Origin of the sequence: Rhodococcus sp. NPDC060090 (assembly GCF_042729855.1) — a bacterium.
In the GTDB taxonomy this organism is placed as follows: domain Bacteria; phylum Actinomycetota; class Actinomycetes; order Mycobacteriales; family Mycobacteriaceae; genus Rhodococcus.
Genome location: NZ_JBHWXB010000004.1, coordinates 58,948 through 75,114 on the forward strand (window position 1 = coordinate 58,948; position 16,167 = coordinate 75,114).

Annotated in this window: 14 protein-coding genes; 6 read left to right on the forward strand and 8 right to left on the reverse strand. The window is 66.8% G+C overall.

What is annotated here, in order from left to right:
* The first annotated feature begins 1 nt into the window (after position 1).
* Complete coding sequence (locus tag ACFWCF_RS06780; RefSeq protein WP_378491892.1) at positions 2 to 1,174, forward strand: MFS transporter; 1,173 nt, start codon at positions 2 to 4, stop codon at positions 1,172 to 1,174.
* Here the strand turns inward: ACFWCF_RS06780 and ACFWCF_RS06785 are convergent.
* On the reverse strand, positions 1,171 to 3,108 hold the full coding sequence (locus tag ACFWCF_RS06785) for a VWA domain-containing protein (protein ID WP_378491891.1): 1,938 nt from the start codon (positions 3,106 to 3,108) through the stop codon (positions 1,171 to 1,173). The genes ACFWCF_RS06780 and ACFWCF_RS06785 overlap by 4 nt on opposite strands.
* Positions 3,108 to 4,493, reverse strand: coding sequence for a sigma 54-interacting transcriptional regulator (locus ACFWCF_RS06790; RefSeq protein WP_378558825.1), 1,386 nt, complete (start codon positions 4,491 to 4,493; stop codon positions 3,108 to 3,110). Before ACFWCF_RS06790 ends, ACFWCF_RS06785 begins: the two co-directional genes overlap by 1 nt.
* A gap of 100 nt (positions 4,494 to 4,593) precedes the next feature.
* On the opposite strand from ACFWCF_RS06790, the gene ACFWCF_RS06795 reads away from it, so the two are divergent.
* From ACFWCF_RS06795 to ACFWCF_RS06805, 3 genes are all read left to right on the forward strand, one after another.
* Positions 4,594 to 5,175: a DUF4126 domain-containing protein gene (locus ACFWCF_RS06795; protein ID WP_378558827.1), complete on the forward strand. Its 582-nt coding sequence runs from the start codon at positions 4,594 to 4,596 to the stop codon at positions 5,173 to 5,175.
* 38 nt (positions 5,176 to 5,213) lie between these two features.
* The gene (locus ACFWCF_RS06800) at positions 5,214 to 6,215 is read left to right on the forward strand and encodes an alpha/beta hydrolase (RefSeq protein ID WP_378558830.1); all 1,002 of its coding nucleotides are present in this window, start codon (positions 5,214 to 5,216) and stop codon (positions 6,213 to 6,215) included.
* A gap of 275 nt (positions 6,216 to 6,490) precedes the next feature.
* Complete coding sequence (locus ACFWCF_RS06805; RefSeq protein ID WP_378491887.1) at positions 6,491 to 6,721, forward strand: hypothetical protein; 231 nt, start codon at positions 6,491 to 6,493, stop codon at positions 6,719 to 6,721.
* A gap of 59 nt (positions 6,722 to 6,780) precedes the next feature.
* Here ACFWCF_RS06805 and purH read toward each other — a convergent pair whose 3' ends face one another.
* From purH to ACFWCF_RS06825, 4 genes are read right to left on the reverse strand one after another with little or no spacing between them, the layout of a single operon-like run.
* Positions 6,781 to 8,373 (reverse strand): bifunctional phosphoribosylaminoimidazolecarboxamide formyltransferase/IMP cyclohydrolase, encoded by a 1,593-nt coding sequence (gene purH, locus ACFWCF_RS06810; RefSeq protein WP_378491886.1) that lies wholly within the window; start codon positions 8,371 to 8,373, stop codon positions 6,781 to 6,783.
* Complete coding sequence (purN, locus tag ACFWCF_RS06815; protein ID WP_378559411.1) at positions 8,360 to 9,007, reverse strand: phosphoribosylglycinamide formyltransferase; 648 nt, start codon at positions 9,005 to 9,007, stop codon at positions 8,360 to 8,362. The genes purH and purN overlap by 14 nt, the downstream gene beginning before the upstream one ends.
* A 54-nt stretch (positions 9,008 to 9,061) precedes the next feature.
* Positions 9,062 to 10,696, reverse strand: coding sequence for a DUF6350 family protein (locus tag ACFWCF_RS06820; protein WP_378558833.1), 1,635 nt, complete (start codon positions 10,694 to 10,696; stop codon positions 9,062 to 9,064).
* A gap of 49 nt (positions 10,697 to 10,745) precedes the next feature.
* Entirely contained in the window at positions 10,746 to 11,699 is a 954-nt protein-coding gene (locus ACFWCF_RS06825) for a DUF5336 domain-containing protein (protein WP_378558836.1), read from the reverse strand.
* A gap of 64 nt (positions 11,700 to 11,763) precedes the next feature.
* On the opposite strand from ACFWCF_RS06825, the gene ACFWCF_RS06830 reads away from it, so the two are divergent.
* Positions 11,764 to 12,384, forward strand: a complete 621-nt coding sequence (locus tag ACFWCF_RS06830) for an IMPACT family protein (RefSeq protein ID WP_378491883.1) — start codon at positions 11,764 to 11,766, stop codon at positions 12,382 to 12,384.
* Between the two features lie 195 nt (positions 12,385 to 12,579).
* Here the strand turns inward: ACFWCF_RS06830 and sucD are convergent, their stop codons facing one another.
* Both sucD and sucC read right to left on the reverse strand, forming a co-directional pair.
* Positions 12,580 to 13,482 carry a succinate--CoA ligase subunit alpha gene (gene sucD / locus ACFWCF_RS06835; protein WP_378558839.1) on the reverse strand — a complete coding sequence of 301 codons (903 nt, stop codon included), beginning with the start codon at positions 13,480 to 13,482 and terminating at the stop codon, positions 12,580 to 12,582.
* Positions 13,483 to 13,497: 15 nt separating this feature from the next.
* Positions 13,498 to 14,667: an ADP-forming succinate--CoA ligase subunit beta gene (gene sucC, locus ACFWCF_RS06840; RefSeq protein WP_378489298.1), complete on the reverse strand. Its 1,170-nt coding sequence runs from the start codon at positions 14,665 to 14,667 to the stop codon at positions 13,498 to 13,500.
* Between the two features lie 487 nt (positions 14,668 to 15,154).
* Here sucC and ACFWCF_RS06845 point away from each other — a divergent pair, with 487 nt between their 5' ends.
* The gene (locus ACFWCF_RS06845) at positions 15,155 to 16,129 is read left to right on the forward strand and encodes a M23 family metallopeptidase (protein WP_378558842.1); all 975 of its coding nucleotides are present in this window, start codon (positions 15,155 to 15,157) and stop codon (positions 16,127 to 16,129) included.
* Positions 16,130 to 16,167: the final 38 nt, after the last annotated feature.

Consider the following 16,167-nt stretch of genomic DNA (forward strand, 5'->3'; position numbering starts at 1 on the left):
CATGCAGTCTCCTCCTCGGCACTGGCTCCTCTACCTCTGCGTCTCCACCGCACTGCTGCATGCGGCATTCCAGTCGGTGCGCGTCCTCGTCTCCTACCGGATCCTCTCCCTCGGCGGCGACGCCGCGGCGATCGGCATCATCACTGCCCTGTACGCGCTCGTACCGTTGCTCGCGGCGGTCCGGATGGGACGTGCCGTCGACCGCGGTCACGCCACCGTGATCCTGCGTGTCGGGATCGTCGTGTCCACGGTGGGGGTCGGACTGATCGCGATGAGTTCGGGCCTGCTGGTGCTCGGACTCGGCAACATCGTGCTCGGGCTCGGCCAGCTGCTCGTCACCGTGTCCGGTCAGGCATTCGTCTCGATCCTGTCGCCGCCGGGCGAACTCGACCGTGGCTTTGCCGGCATCACCCTCGGTGTGTCGATCGGACAGGCGGTGGGCGTACCGATCGCGGGTGCGATCGCCGCGACACACAGCACCGGCGACGGCGACGTCGAGACCACGGGCGCACTCGTGGCGATGACTGTGCTGGCGGCGCTCGCGTTGCCCTTCGTCCTCGGCTTGCGGCAACCGCCCGGATCGGGGCGCAGCGCCGACGACGGGCCACCCCAATCGGTACGTTCGATGCTCGCCACCCCCGGCATGAAGCCCGCGATGTTGTCGAGCCTGATCGTGCTGGCCTCCGTCGACCTCATCGTGGTGTACCTGCCGCTTCTCGGTGAGAAGTTCGGATTCGGGGTGCTGCTCGTGTCGGCGCTGCTCACCGCGCGGACCGTCGCGTCGATCGTGTCGCGCGCGTTGCTGCCGTGGGCGCTGCGACGGATCCCGCGTCGGCAGCTGCTGTTGTCGGCGACGGCGGGCACGATCGTGCCGGTCGCGTTGATCCCGCTGGTGCCGAATCCGTGGGTGATCGGTGTGCTGCTCGCGGTGTGCGGGGTGTTCTGGGGTGTGGGGCAACCGCTGACGATGACGTGGGTCGTCGGGCTGGTCGCGCCGCCGGATCGAGCGTCGGCGCTCGCGGTGCGGCTCACCGGAAACCGTCTCGGTCAGGTGATGGTGCCGCTCGCGGCGGGCGCGATCGCCGGCGTCGCGGGTGTCGCCTCGGTGTTCTGGGTGACGGCGGCCCTGCTGTCGGCGGCGGCCACCTCGACGTGGCGCGCCCTGCGCAGCTAGCGACGCCGCCGCATCCGCACGTAGTTGCCCACCACCGCGGCACCGAGACCATCGAGATCCGGCGCCACCACCCGGCCACCCACACGCCGCGCCATGTGGTCGACGATCCGTGCGAGCCCGGGATCGTCGCCGAGACGGAAGATCGTCACCTGCGCATCGATCTTCGCGAGATGATCGAGTTCCCGCACGGTCAGCCCGAGTGTCCGTGCGCTGGGCGGATAGTCGAACGCCGCGTACCCGTCCGGTTCGAGGTGCGCGGTGGGCTCGCCGTCGGTGACGACGAGCACCACCGGCTGCGCGTTCGGATGACGTCGTACGTGTCTGCCCGCGAGCAACAGCGCGTGATGCAGGTTGGTGCCCTGCTCGTAGACGCCGTCCAACCCTGCGAGTTCGGGGGCCGTCACGACGCGCGCGTGCCGTCCGAACGCGATGAGTTGCAGTGCATCGCCGCGAAAGCGGGTGGACACCAAGTGGTTCAATGCGAGCGCGGTGCGCTTCATGGGCACCCATCGTCCGTCCATGACCATCGAGAACGAGGTGTCGACGAGAAGCGCGACCGCGGCCTGCGCACGCTGTTCCGTCTCGACCACTTCGACGTCCGACACCGCCATCCGCACGGGCACCCCCGGATCGCGCAGGGTCGCATTGGTCAAGGTCCGAACCACATCCCACGGTTCGGTGTCGCCGAATTCCCACTGCTTGGTGGCCCCGGTCGGTTCACCCATCGCACCCGCGCGGCGCGTCTCGCGTTGCCCGCCCCGCGACGAGATCCGGTTCATCACATCGCGCAGCGCGTGCTGCCCGAGTTGCCGCATCGCCTTCGGCGACAAGCGCCACTGTCCGTCGGCACCGCGATCGAAGAACCCCTGTTTCTGCAGTTCCTTCTCGAGTTCGGCGAGGGTTCGCGCATCGGCGGCGGCTTCCGGGCCGAGGTGACGTTCGAGTGCGTCGAGGTCGACGTCGTCGAGCGACGCACCCGCATACTGCTGCGACAGCTGCTCGGCGAGCTGGTCGAGTTCGGAGATCTCCTGCAGCGCACCGGTGCCCTCTCCGAGCCCCATGCCCTCGTCGCCACGGAACCGCTGCGACCCCGTCCAATCTTCACCGGGCCTTGCCGCGCGCAGGTTCCCGTCGAGCCGGTCGAGCTGCTGCATGAGGTCGGGTGATCCGAATGCCTGCTGAGCCAGCGCATCGAGCTCGTCGCGCTGTTCCTGCGTCAGCGAATTGCGCAGTCGCTGCGCCGCGGCAGCACGCTGCGCGAGAGAGTCGAGCAGTTCCTCGACGTTCTGCGGATTCTCCGGGAAGAACTCGCCGTGCTCGGCCATGAACTGTTCGAAATCTTCCGGGGTGTCCTCACCGCGGGAGTGCTTGTCGAGCAGATCGTTGAGGTCCGAGAGCATCTCGGCGATGCGCTGCCGATCTTCGGCGGTCGCGCCCTCGAGCGCTTGTTTCATCCCCGTGAATCGCTGGTCGAGCATCTCCCGGCCCAGCAGGTCGCGGATCTTCTCGTAGTCCTCGCGCGCCTGGGTGCTGCGCCAGTCGTAGTCGGCGAGTTCCTGCACGGCTTGCGCCGTGGAACCCGGAAGTTCCTCCATGCGCATCTCCGAGAAGCGCGCATCGTCGTCGAGGGCCCGCGCGAGCGTTTTCCGTTCTTCGAGGACCGCCTTGTCCAGCAGTTCGCGCACTTCCCGCAGGGTGCCGTCGAGGTTGGTGCGGTCGAGCAGCTCACGCTTACGCCGGTTCGCCTGCGCCGCAAGTTTGTCCAAGCCTCGCATGTTGTCCTGACCGCGCCGGAGCAACTCGCGGAGGGCCTGCCGCGGGGAGCTACCGGCGAGGACGTCGTCGCCGATCGAGGCGAGTGCCTCGCGCAGATCCACCGGCGGAGCGAGCGGGTCACCGCCGTGATACGGACCGTAGCGAGCGGCCCGACTCATCAGGAGTACACCGCCGCGCCGTCGTCGCCGGTGTCCTTGGAGATCCGGCGTGCGAGGTAGAGCCCTTCGAGGGCGAGTTCGATTGCGGATGCCCTGGATCCGGGGTCGCTCGCGTCGAGTCGGTCGGCGACGTCGTCGAGCACCGGCAGTTCCGGCAGCTCGTCGAGCAGTACTTTCGCCGTGATCCGCTCACCTGTCACCACGGGCTCGCCCTGTTCGACGGCCGAGACAAGGGGCGCGAGATCGATGCCTGCGAGGCGGGCGCGCGCGGTCTCTGCGGTCGCGCGACGCAGCAGATGGTCGAGGACCTCGAATTCGCGTCCTTCTTCACCGGACTCGAATTCGACCTTGCCGCGCAGCACCTCGACGACCGTGGCGAGATCGACCGGGCGCGCCACCGGGTCGGCCTCCCCCAGCACCGCACCGCGGCGCACGGCCGCGGCGGCGACGGTCTCGGCACCCGCGACCGCGAACCGCGCCGACACACCGGAACGTTGATCGACGGACGTCGACTCACGCAGCAGCCGGGTGAAGCGCGCGAGGATCTCGAGCAGGAATCCTGGGACGCGTGCCTGCAGGTCGGCTTCCTGCTCGATGACCGCGATCTCGTCGTGGAGTTCCATCGGATAGTGGGTGCGGATCTCGGCGCCGAAGCGGTCCTTGAGCGGAGTGATGATGCGCCCGCGGTTCGTGTAGTCCTCCGGGTTGGCGCTCGCCACGAGCAGCACGTCGAGCGGAAGCCTGATGGTGTATCCGCGCACCTGGATGTCGCGTTCCTCCATCACGTTCAGCAGCGACACCTGGATGCGTTCGGCGAGGTCGGGCAGCTCGTTGACGGCGACGATGCCGCGGTGCGAACGCGGCACGAGACCGAAGTGGATGGTCTCGGGGTCGCCGAGGCTGCGACCCTCCGCGACCTTGACGGGGTCGACGTCGCCCACGAGGTCGGCGACGGACGTGTCCGGCGTGGCCAGCTTCTCCGAGTAACGCTCACTGCGGTGCCGCCACGCGACGGGCAGGTCGTCGCCGAGTTCGGCCGCGCGACGGATCGACGCGGGTGTGATCGGCTCGTAGGGATGCTCGCCAAGTTCCGACCCGGCGATCACGGGTGTCCATTCGTCGAGCAGTAGCGGCAGGGTGCGCAGCAGCCTGGTCTTGCCCTGACCTCGCTCACCGAGCAACACCACGTCGTGGCCGGCGAGCAAGGCCCGTTCGAGCTGCGGGACCACCGTCTCGTCGAATCCGACGATGCCGGGCCACGGGTCGGCGCCGTCGCGTAGCGCTGTGAGCAGGTTCTGCCTGATCTCATCCTTGACGGAGCGCTGCACGTGTCCGGACGCGCGCAGCTCACCGAGGGTGGATGGGCGGGATGTGGGTGACGTCACCTCACCCAAGGTACGACCGTCGCGTCGTTTCGGCATCCCCTCCGGTTTCCCGGGGCGTGAAAGGGCAGCGCCGGGGCGTGTCGCACTTACACTTCCGCTCATGGACACCTGGCTCCTGGTGACACTGCTCGGTCTCGGCCTGGCCGCCGCGACCGGGTTGCGCACGTTCCTCCCGCTGCTGATGTTGAGCGCGGCCGTGCACTTCGAACTGTTCGGCATTGCCGTGGGTGATTCGATGCAGTGGGTCGGTTCCATGGCGGCGCTCACGGCGCTGGCGATCGCGACCGTCGCGGAGGTGCTCGCAGATCTGATCCCGTTCGTCGACAATGCATTGTCTCTGGCCGGTACGGTCACTCGCCCGATCGCGGGTGCGCTGGTGGCGTGGGCGGCGTTCAGCAATCTCGATCCGACGTGGGCGGCGATCGCCGGGATCGTCGTGGGCGCGCCCACCGCGCTTGCGGTGAGCACCGCGCAGACCGGCACCCGCGCCGTGAGTACCGCCACAACCGCGGGAGCAGGCAACCCCGTGTTGTCGGTGGTCGACAGCACCGTGTCGTTCGTGACGTCGCTGATCGCGCTGGTCCTGCCGCTGCTCATCATCCCTTTGTTGATCTTGTTCGGCTGGGTCGGGTTCAAGGGATACGACCGGATGCGACGCGCACGCCGCGCACGACCGGCCTGAATGCCCGCACGGTCGGGTCCTTCTGATAGACAAATGACATGTCGGACACCGAGATCACCTTTTCCAGCGGCGATGTGACCCTGCACGGCAGCATGCGCATCCCCGTCTCGATCAAGGGAGCGGTACCGGCAGTTCTGTTGCTCGCGGGCAGCGGCCCCACCGATCGCAACGGCGACAGCGCCCTGCTCCCGGGCCCGATCGGGACGCTTCGCCATCTCGCCGACGTCCTCGAAGACAACGGGTTCGCCAGCCTGCGCTACGACAAGCTCGGCAGCGGCACCACAGGCCTCGGCCCTTACGAAGTCGAAGACGTCGCCGATCTCGGATTCTCGACGTTCATCGACGCAGCCGCCGATGCAATGGCGTTCCTCGCACGGCAACGTGGCGTCGACTCCACACGGATGTACGTCATCGGACACAGCGAGGGTGCGCTCATCGCCCTGGCTCTCGCCCAGGACACCGCTCAACACGACAGCAAGGCGAGCGGAGCGACGGGGAACGAGATCGACATCAAGGGCCTCGGTCTGCTCGAGCCGCTGGCCGTGCGCCTGCTCGACCTGCTGACCGCCCAGATCGACGCCCAGCTCGACGCCGTGGTGTCCGCGCGGCAGCTCCCGGTGCAGATCGCCGACGAACTACGTGTCGCGCTGGCGGGTGCTGTCGAGTCACTGCGCGCCGACGGCACGCTGAGCGACAACCTGCCCGAGCCGCTGCGCAACGCAGGTCTCGTCTCGGCCAACGCAAAGGCACTCGCCGAAGAGGATGCCCTCGATCCGCGGATGCTCGCCGCGCAGGTCGACGGCAATCTCCCCGTGCTCACCACCGTCTCGTCGAAAGACATCCAGGTTCGCATCGAGGACGTCGACGCGCTCGACTCCGCCCTGGTGCACACCCGGTTGACGTCGCTGCGCATGCAGCGCACCAACCACGTCCTCAAGGACATCGGCGACCAGCAGTCCACCGGTTCCGACTACGTCGCCGACCTGCCCTACTCCCAGGAGTTCACCTCCGGTTTCGAGAAGTGGCTCAAATCGCTCTGACCAGGTCGTCCGCGATGCGTCGGGGAATTTTAGATGTCACTTACGCGTCGATAGTGTATGGTTTGCCGTTAACCCGCTGGAGTACTCGAGAAAGGTACGGTCCGATGCAACGTCAGTATCACTTCTGTAAGCGCCGCTTCGTACCGTTCGCCTTCTTCCACTCCCACGTAGCCCCGCGGCAACCCCGAGAATAGAGTCCTCGACGACTCGCCTCTCGGGCACCCGGGCACTTCGCCCCGGGTGCCTTTTTCTTTACCTTCCAACAGGAGAACACCATGAAATTCCGACTCACCGCTATGGGCGAGATCCCGCAAGAGCTGCCTGAAGATCTCACAGGCCACGCCATCACCATCGATCTCAGCCACGTCGACGCCGAGAAGGGCGCCGAAGCCGCAGATCTCATCCGCCGACTGCTCGATCGCGGCGCTGCCCGCCTCGTCATCGCCGACGACCGCGGGATCCTCGAAGACCCCGCACAGCACACCGCCCACTCGCACGCCGCCTGACAACAGCGACTGTGAGTGGGCGGTAGCCCTGCGAAGATCGACTCAGCGCAGGATCTTGCTCAGTGTGCGAAGTGGCGCGCACCCGTCAGGTACAGCGTGACTCCGGCCTCGCGAGCAGCGTCGATGACCTCGTTGTCGCGCACCGATCCGCCCGGCTGCACCACTGCCTTGACGCCCGCCTCGGTCAGAACCTGCAGGCCGTCCGCGAACGGGAAGAACGCGTCGGACGCCGCAACGGAACCGACGACACGATCACCGGCGCGGGTCACAGCGAGCCGCGACGAATCGACCCGGTTTACCTGCCCCATACCGACACCGACGGTCGCGCCGCCCGACACCAGCAGAATCGCGTTCGACTTCACGGCACGCACCGTACGCCACGCGAACTCGAGGTCGCGCAGAGTTGCCTCGTCGGCGGGGTCACCGCACGCAAGCTGCCAGTTGGCGGGCGAATCACCCTCGGCAGTGAGCGCGTCGCGCTCCTGTAGAAGCAGACCACCGGAGATCTGACGCATCTCGATCTGCGCCGACTTCGGCGGATCCGCACGCAGGATCCGGATGTTCTTCTTGCGGGAGAGCACCTCGACGGCACCGTCGGCGTACGACGGGGCGATGATCACCTCGGTGAAGATCTCGGCGACCTGCTCGGCCATCTTCACACTGACCTCGCGGTTCGCGGCGATCACGCCACCGAACGCCGAGACCGGGTCGCACTCGTGCGCATTGCGGTGGGCTGCGGCGATGTCGTCGGAGATCGCGATGCCACACGGGTTGGCGTGCTTGATGATCGCGACGCACGGCTCACTGTGGTCGTGCGCAGAGCGCCACGCGGCGTCGGCGTCCTGGTAGTTGTTGTACGACATTTCCTTGCCGTGGAACTGCTCGGCCTGCGCCAGCCCGGGCTCGCCACCCTCGGACACGTACAGTGCCGCGGCCTGGTGCGGGTTCTCGCCGTAGCGCAGCACGTTCGTCCGCGTCCACGTCGCGCCTGCCCATTCCGGGAACTGGGACCTATCCTCAGTGGCATTCCCCGTCGCTTCGCTCGCCCCGGACTCAGCTGCATAACCGCTGTTCATCCAGCTCGCGACCGCAACGTCGTACGCGGCGGTGTGCTGGAAGGCCTGCGCCGCGAGACGCTTGCGCTGCGCCAGCGTGAACCCGCCACCCTTGACGGATTCGAGAACGTCACCGTAACCGGCGGGGTCGACGACCACAGCCACCGACGGATGGTTCTTCGCGGCAGCACGCACCATGGACGGGCCACCGATATCGATCTGCTCGACGCACTCGTCGGGGGTCGCGCCCGATGCCACGGTCTGCGTGAACGGGTACAGGTTGACGATCACCAGCTCGAAGGCCTCGATGCCGAGATCGGCGATCTGGTCGAGGTGGTCCTGCTTGCGAGTGTCGGCGAGGATGCCTGCGTGCACACGCGGGTGCAGCGTCTTGACGCGACCTTCGAGGCATTCGGGGAACCCGGTGAGCTCCTCGACCCGGGTCACGGGCACGCCTGCTCCGGCGATCGTCGCGGCGGTGGAGCCGGTGGACACCAGTTCGACGCCCGCATCGTGCAGCCCACTCGCCAGCTCGACCAGTCCGCTCTTGTCGTAGACGCTGACCAGTGCGCGGCGCACAGTCTTACGTTCGGTCACTGGGGATCACGGCCTTTCGTCCATCGGATACAACTCCACGGGTCGCGACGGCGGCGACAACGTCGGCCAGCAAGCGTCGTTCCACAACCTTGATGCGTTCGTGCAGGGCCGCCTCGTCGTCGCCGTCGAGAACCGGCACTGGTTCCTGCGCGAGAATCGGCCCGGTATCCACACCACCGTCGACGAGATGCACGGTCGACCCGGTGACCTTCACGCCGTAGGCCAGCGCGTCGGGGACGGCGTGCGCGCCGGGGAACGACGGCAGCAGAGCGGGGTGCGTATTGATGATTCGCCCACCGAAACGTTCGAGGAACGTGTTACCCAGGATCTTCATGAACCCTGCGGTGACGATCAGGTCGGGTTCGTGTTTCGCGACGGCGGCAGTGAGGGCACGATCCCACTCGGTGCGATCGGCGTAGTCGCGCAAAGCGACCTCGAACTGCGGAATGCCTGCGGCGTCGGCGTGCTCTTGCGCGGTGCACACGCGGTCCACCCCGACCGCGATGATCTGCGCGGGATATCCATCGGTGTGGGTCGCGGCGAGGAGCGAATGCAGCAGACTTCCCGTACCCGAAGCGAGGACGACGATCCGCGCGGGCGCGGTGGGCGGCAGCTGGTCACGCGAGGCAGTCAGCGCTCTACTCCTGGAACTCGAGGGGGCAGGCCGGAAAGGCGGCCGCCTCAGAGACTAGTCGCCGCCTTTCTCGCGCTTGTCTTCGACCTCCCCGTCGACAATGCCGGATGCCCCACGATCGGTATCTGCGTCGACCGCAGTGTCCGACTCGTCGTCTTCGAGGGCGACCACCTCTGCCTCGATGACGTTCGGGTCATCGTCGATATCTGTGTCGACTGTGTCGTCTGTGTCGTCTGCGTCGTCTGCGTCGTCTGCGTCGTCTGCGTCGTCTGCGTCGTCTGCGTCGTCTGCGTCGTCTGCGTCGTCTGCGTCGTCGTCGACAGTCTCAGCGTCGGGGCCCTCGATCGCCTTGACCTCGTCGGCGGCGTCGTCGTCATCTTCATCGAAGTCGAGATCGTCGTCGTACTCGTCGTCGGTGTCGTATTCGTCGGTGTCGGCGTCGAAGGCGTCGTCGTCGAGCGTCTGCGCCGCGGCGAACTTGCCTTCCCTCCACATCAGCAACTGAGCGGTGATCAGCCCGAGCAGGCCAACCCATGCGAAGACCAGAACACCGGTGAGCCACCAGTTGCTGCCCACGATCCCGAAGATCCCGAGCGGGCCGCCCGCTGCCCAAGTCAGCAGAGCGATCGCGATTCCGGTCTGGGCGGCTGTCGCGAGAATCGTCAGCGACGCGTCGGCGCTACGCACCGGCACACCATCTGCCTGCGCCTGCAGGACGCGCTGCGCGACGAACCGGCCCGCGAGCGCGCCGACAGTCGCCGGCACGGCAAGCATCACGGGCCAGAACGCAGCCGCAGGACCGGCCGGAATCGCGGCGAGGACGGGGAGTGCCGGCAGATCGCCGCCGCTCGCCTCGAACAGACTCAACCGGACGTCGCCGAACTGCACGGTGCTTCCGGCCATAATCGATGAGGCGCCGAAGAAGACATTGGGGAGGTAGAGAATCGACAGCACCGTCAGCCCCAGAACACCGACGACTCCCCCACCTCGCTCGAGCAGGTCTCCCATGGTGGTCCACGACAACGCCATGCCCACCGCGGTGAGCACACCACCCATCAGGAACATGCTCAGTAGCGCTCGCACCGCCGGGCGCACCGACAGAACGAGCCATTCCGGGATGTCGTAGCGTCGGCACACCACCAGCCACGTCCGGGAGCCGACCCCCAGCACTGCGGCAAGCAGGTACAGACCGGTGACCCAGGCCAGAGCTGCAGCCGCGTTGGGCGGCGTCACAGGGAGGACACCCGCGGCATCCTGCATCACGACGAGTGCGACCACCGTGATCACCAGGGGCCCCGCGATGGTCGCGACGATGACCCGCAACGCGTCCTGCAGCGTCAGATTCTGTTCGGTGTGGTCGATGGTCGCATCCACGGCCGCGGCACTCGCCCGCGCCGCCTGCCACACGATGAGCGCTGTGGGAAGCAGTGGCAGCACGCCGAGTGAGGTGCCGTCGATCGTCAGGGTCACCTGGTGCAGTGCAAGCCATGTACCGGCGATCGCCGCGTAGATTCCCGTGAGATCGCTGTTCACCGCGACCATCGTGGTCACCACGAGGGTCGCGACGAAGGCGATTGTCACCGCAGGAACACGCGTCGCCGCAGCGATCAGGATCCGGAAGCGCTCCGAGTCGAGCTGGTCGTCCTCGGAAGGTGTGTGCCGAACGGGCCGGCCGAGCGTCGAAGTCATCGCCTCGATGGTTGCACCGTCGGCCGGTCGACGGTGTCAGGCGCGCCGATCACCGCTGGTCGTCGGGTGCACGGAACACCTGAGTCGGCGCCTCGTCGGTGTTCTCGGCCACAGGTACCGTGCCCGATCCCGTGTCGCGGGACCGATCCGGCTCGGTCTGTTCGTGCGACTGCACCGGTTCGTGCGACTGCACCGGTTCGTGCGACTGCGTCTGCTCGTTCGACACTGCCTCGCGCTGTGCCGCCGCGTACGGCTGCAGGTATTCGCTGTAGGGGGCTTGCTGGGGTATCTGCCCCGAGAATTGGTCCTGCTGGCCGGGGTAGGGCTGCTGCATTCCCGGGTTCTGCATCCGACCGGGTTGCTGCTGTGCTCCGAACTGCTGCTGTTGTGCTCCGAATTGCTGGGCAGGATATTGCCCACCCTGCTGGTCAGGATATTGCCCACCGTATTGACCGGCAGGAAACTGCTGAGGGAAGCCCTGCTGTGCAACACCCTGCTGTGCAACACCCTGCTGGGTACCGCCCTGCTGGAAGGGTTGCTGTGGGAAGCCCTGCCCGTACCCGCCGTGCTGGGCAGGTCGCTGCCCCGGCACAAGGACACCTATCCCGAAGAGCAACGCGAACACGGCGAGCGCCGTCTGAATGAGACCGAGGACGAGGATCGTCACGCCGCCCCAGGCGATGCCCGTGTCCTGGGGCAGGTGGAACAGCTGGAACAGCGACGTGACGAAACCGACCCCCGACGCGACCACCGCGGCCGCGCGCAGGTCTTGGCCCGGCAGCAACGACAGGGCCGCACAACCACCGCCGAACAGCAGCAGCGCGAGCGGCACGACCGCAAAGCCGAAGTCGAACGACGACAGCGACACGAACGAGCCGAACGTGATCCTCACGTATGGGGCCAGTCCGACGATGAAGTTCACGATGCCGAGGACTGCCACACCGATGGGCAACAGCAACGGCACAACCTTGCTCGGCACGGATGGGCCGCTGGTGTATGACATCGAGCCTCCTGCAGTAGTCGGTCGCTGATCACCACCCTATGCATCCGGCGCCAGAATGGTGGCCATGCCGCACACACTCGCGCCAGGATCGGACATTGCCGTCGAGACGGAGGTGAAGAACTCGCGTTTCCTCGCCGCGCTCCGTCGCGTGGATTCGTCCGAGGACGCCACGGCATTCATCGGCGAGCAACGTCGGCTGTACCCCGACGCACGTCACCACTGCTGGGCCTTCGTGGTGGGTGACGATCAGGCGCACCGCGCAGAGCGGTCGAGTGACGACGGCGAGCCCGGCGGCACGGCCGGGGTGCCGATGATGCAGGTGCTGCACCATCGCGACCTCGTGAACGTCGTCGTGGTGGTCACCCGATGGTTCGGCGGCATCAAACTCGGTGCGGGAGGTCTCGTGCGCGCGTATTCGGGCGCGGTGTCGACGGCGCTGGACACCGCCTCGCTCGTCGAACGCCGCAAACGCGAGAAATTCACTTTGGGAGTCGGGCATGCCGATGCCGGACGACTCGAAGCAGAGTTGCGGGGGCGCGGAGTGGTGCTGCTCGACGTCGCCTACACGGACCGAGTGGTGTTCACGGTCGCCGGTGATCCGACCGAACTTGAAGGCCTGGTGGCGTCGCTGACCTCGGGTACAGGTGAGCTCGAGCCCGCGGGCACCGAATGGATCGATCGGTGAACCGGCCAGAACCTCTCCCCCACACCTGAGCGAATGGCTCATTCGGCTTGTCAGAACTAACGAGGGATACATTCGCTCAGCGACGCGATGGGGCGCGGGTCGACGAACAAGACGGTGGGAACGCGAACGCGGCGCCCTCCCGAACCGTGAGGTTCGGGAGGGCGCCGCGGTGGAACTGCTCAGGCGCTACAGGCTTCAGAGCGAAGCCAGGATCTCGCGCGCGAGGGCAGCGGTCTCGGACGGCGTCTTGCCGACCTTGACGCCTGCAGCCTCGAGGGCGTCCTTCTTGGCCTGGGCCGTACCCGAGGAGCCGGAGACGATGGCGCCTGCGTGGCCCATGGTCTTGCCCTCGGGAGCGGTGAAGCCCGCGACGTAGCCGACGACCGGCTTCGTGACGTTGGCCTTGATGTAGTCGGCAGCGCGCTCCTCGGCGTCGCCGCCGATTTCGCCGATCATCACGATGACCTTGGTCTCGGGATCCTTCTCGAACGCCTCGATGGCGTCGATGTGGGTGGTGCCGACGACCGGGTCGCCGCCGATACCGATGGCCGTCGAGAAGCCGTACTCGCGGAGCTCGAACATCATCTGGTAGGTCAGCGTGCCGGACTTGGAGACCAGGCCGACCGGGCCCTTGCCTGCGATGTTCGCCGGGGTGATGCCGACGAGCGCCTCACCGGGGGTGATGATGCCGGGGCAGTTGGGGCCGATGATCCGGGTCTTGTTGCCCTTCTCGACGTTGTAGGCCCACGCGTACGCGGAGTCCTGCACCGGGATGCCCTCGGTGATGACCACGAGCAGCGGGATCTCCGCGTCGATGGCTTCGACGATGGCGTCCTTGGAGAAGGCCGGGGGAACGAACGCGATCGAGACGTCCGCGCCGGTCTCCTTCATGGCCTCGGCGACGGTGCCGAAGACCGGCAGCTCGACGGCCTTGCCATCTTTGTCGGTGTGCGAGACCGTCGTGCCGGCCTTGCGTGCGTTGACGCCACCGACGACCTGGGTGCCGGCCTTGAGCATCAGCGCGGTGTGCTTGGTGCCTTCGCCGCCGGTGATGCCCTGGACGATGACCTTGGAATCCTTGGTCAGGAAGATTGCCATTGTTCTGTGTGTCCCTTACTTCGCGGCGAAGGCGAGCTCGGCGGCCTTGTCGGCAGCCTCGTCCATGGTTGCGACGACCGTGACCAGCGGGTGAGCGGCCTCGGCGAGGATACGCCGACCCTCGTCGACGTTGTTGCCGTCCAGGCGCACGACGAGCGGCTTGTTGGCCTCGTCGCCCAGGGTCTTCAGGGCACCGACGATGCCGTTGGCAACCGCGTCGCACGCGGTGATGCCGCCGAAGACGTTCACGAACACGCTCTTGACCTGCGCGTCGTTCAGGATGACGTCGAGGCCTGCAGCCATGACGGCAGCCGAAGCGCCGCCGCCGATGTCGAGGAAGTTGGCGGGCTTGACGCCGCCGTGCTTCTCGCCGGCGTAGGCGACGACGTCCAGGGTCGACATGACCAGGCCTGCACCGTTACCGATGATGCCGACCTCGCCGTCGAGCTTGACGTAGTTGAGGTCGTTCTCCTTGGCCTTGAGCTCGAGGGGGTCGGTGGCGTCCCGATCCTCGAATGCCTCGTGGCCGGGCTGACGGAACGCAGCGTTCTCGTCCAGCGTCACCTTGCCGTCGAGCGCCAGGATCTGGTCGTCGGGGGTGCGGACGAGGGGGTTCACCTCGACGAGGAGAGCGTCCTCCTTGATGAACACCTCCCAGAGCTTCTGGATCGTGTTGGCAGCTGCGTCGAGCACCTCTGCGGGCAGCTTGCCCGCTTCGGCGATCCGGCGGGCGAAGGCGAGATCGACGCCCTTGACGGCATCCACCTGGATCTTCGCGAGCGCGTCGGGGTTCTCCTCTGCGGTGACCTCGATCTCGACGCCACCCTCCACCGAGCACATGGCCAGGTAGGTGCGGTTGGTGCGGTCGAGCAGGAAGGAGATGTAGTACTCCTCCGCAATATCGCTCGCCTCTGCGACCAGCAGCTTCTTGACGACGTGACCCTTGATGTCGAGGCCGAGGATGTTCTCGGCGTGGGTCTGCGCGTCGTCGGCAGTGGCGGAGTACTTCACGCCACCAGCCTTGCCGCGGCCACCGACCTTGACCTGCGCCTTGACCATCACGGGCTTGCCGATTTCCTCGGCGATCTCGCGGGCACCGGCGACGGTGTCGGTCACACGGCCGGCCGAAGTCGGCACGTCATGCTTGGCGAAGAGTTCCTTCGCCTGGTATTCGAAGAGATCCATCTGCTCACCGTCTCGTCTGCGTTCTCGCCCGCTCGGGGGTAATGAGCGGGCCGATTTCGGACTCTAGTTTCTCGGACGACCTGCGAAACGACCGCGCCCGCACTCTGTGGCGCACATCACCGAATCCGCAGGTCTCGTACTACCTCACGGGGTTACCTCCGGGAAGGTAGCTGGACGACAACCGAGAGGACCACCTCGTCCAGAATGACAGGTGGTCGATGCCACATGACGACCGGCACCCGACGGGGGATCCGGTGGTCGCGCACACAGCAATCTGCGGCACTTGCCGATCACATCTGCAACCTCAGCGATATCCGAGGGTTTCGATTCGTGACCTCGGGGGAATGGCCCGATTCGACCTGGTCCACACTGTGATGCCAGTCACATAAGGGCCTGGTTCGGTCCTACGGCTTGCCACCTACGCGACCGTTTCGTTACCGTCTCATCCAGTTGAAGTAACGATGAGGTCACGATGAAGGAGGACGGCATGCGTCCAGGCAGCCAGATCACCGGCAGCCCCGCTCGCCGCTCCACCCCCGAACCGGAGGCCTGGGACCCGTGGGCCTCGTCCGATGCCCCGCACTTCCGCGATACCCCGCACTTCCGCGATACCGACTTCCGCAACTCCGGTAAGGCACAACCCACGTACTACGGCAGCGAGCCGGTCGAGGACGTCAACTCCCCCGCGCCCCGTACAGGTGCCCACCGCATCCCCACACCCCCCACCGCGCTCAAGGGTCGCGCAGCCGTCTTCGCGGTTGCCGCCGGCGCTGTCGTCGCCGCCGGACAGGCCGCGAGCAGCAATTCCGGCTCGAGCCCCGAGACTTCCGAGATCGCACTCGCCGCCGACAGCGCGAACTCGAGCACGCTCACCGCGACGGCCGTGCCGCAGGCTGCACAGTTCGCCTCCGATTCCACGAGTGGCGGCGCAGCGGCCTCACAGGCGCCCCAGGTTCTCAACATCGCGGATCCCAACGACCTGTCGCAGTTCTCGAATCTTCTCGCCAAGGGCCAGCGTTTCAGCGAGGAGCGGGCAGCGCGCGAAGAGGCCGCCCGTCGTCCCCTGTTCGCTCTTCCTGCCGTCGGCGCCTTCACCTCGAACTACGGAGCCCGCTGGGGCACCCTGCACGCGGGCGTCGACATCGCGGGCCCGATCGGCACCCCGATCCTCGCGGTGGCCGACGGTGAGGTCATCGACTCCGGCCCGGCATCGGGCTTCGGTATGTGGATCCGCTTGCTCCATGCCGACGGCACGGTCACCGTGTACGGGCATATCGACCAGTCGATGGTGAGCGTCGGCCAGCACGTCATGGCAGGCGATCAGATCGCCACCATGGGCAACCGTGGATTTTCCACCGGCCCCCACCTGCATTTCGAGGTTCACCTCAACGGCGTCGACAAGATCGACCCCATCCCGTGGCTCGCGACACGTGGCATCGCCCTCGGTTTCAACCGCGACTGAGCCCAATCCTCGGCACTCCGCCGGCACAGCACGACACC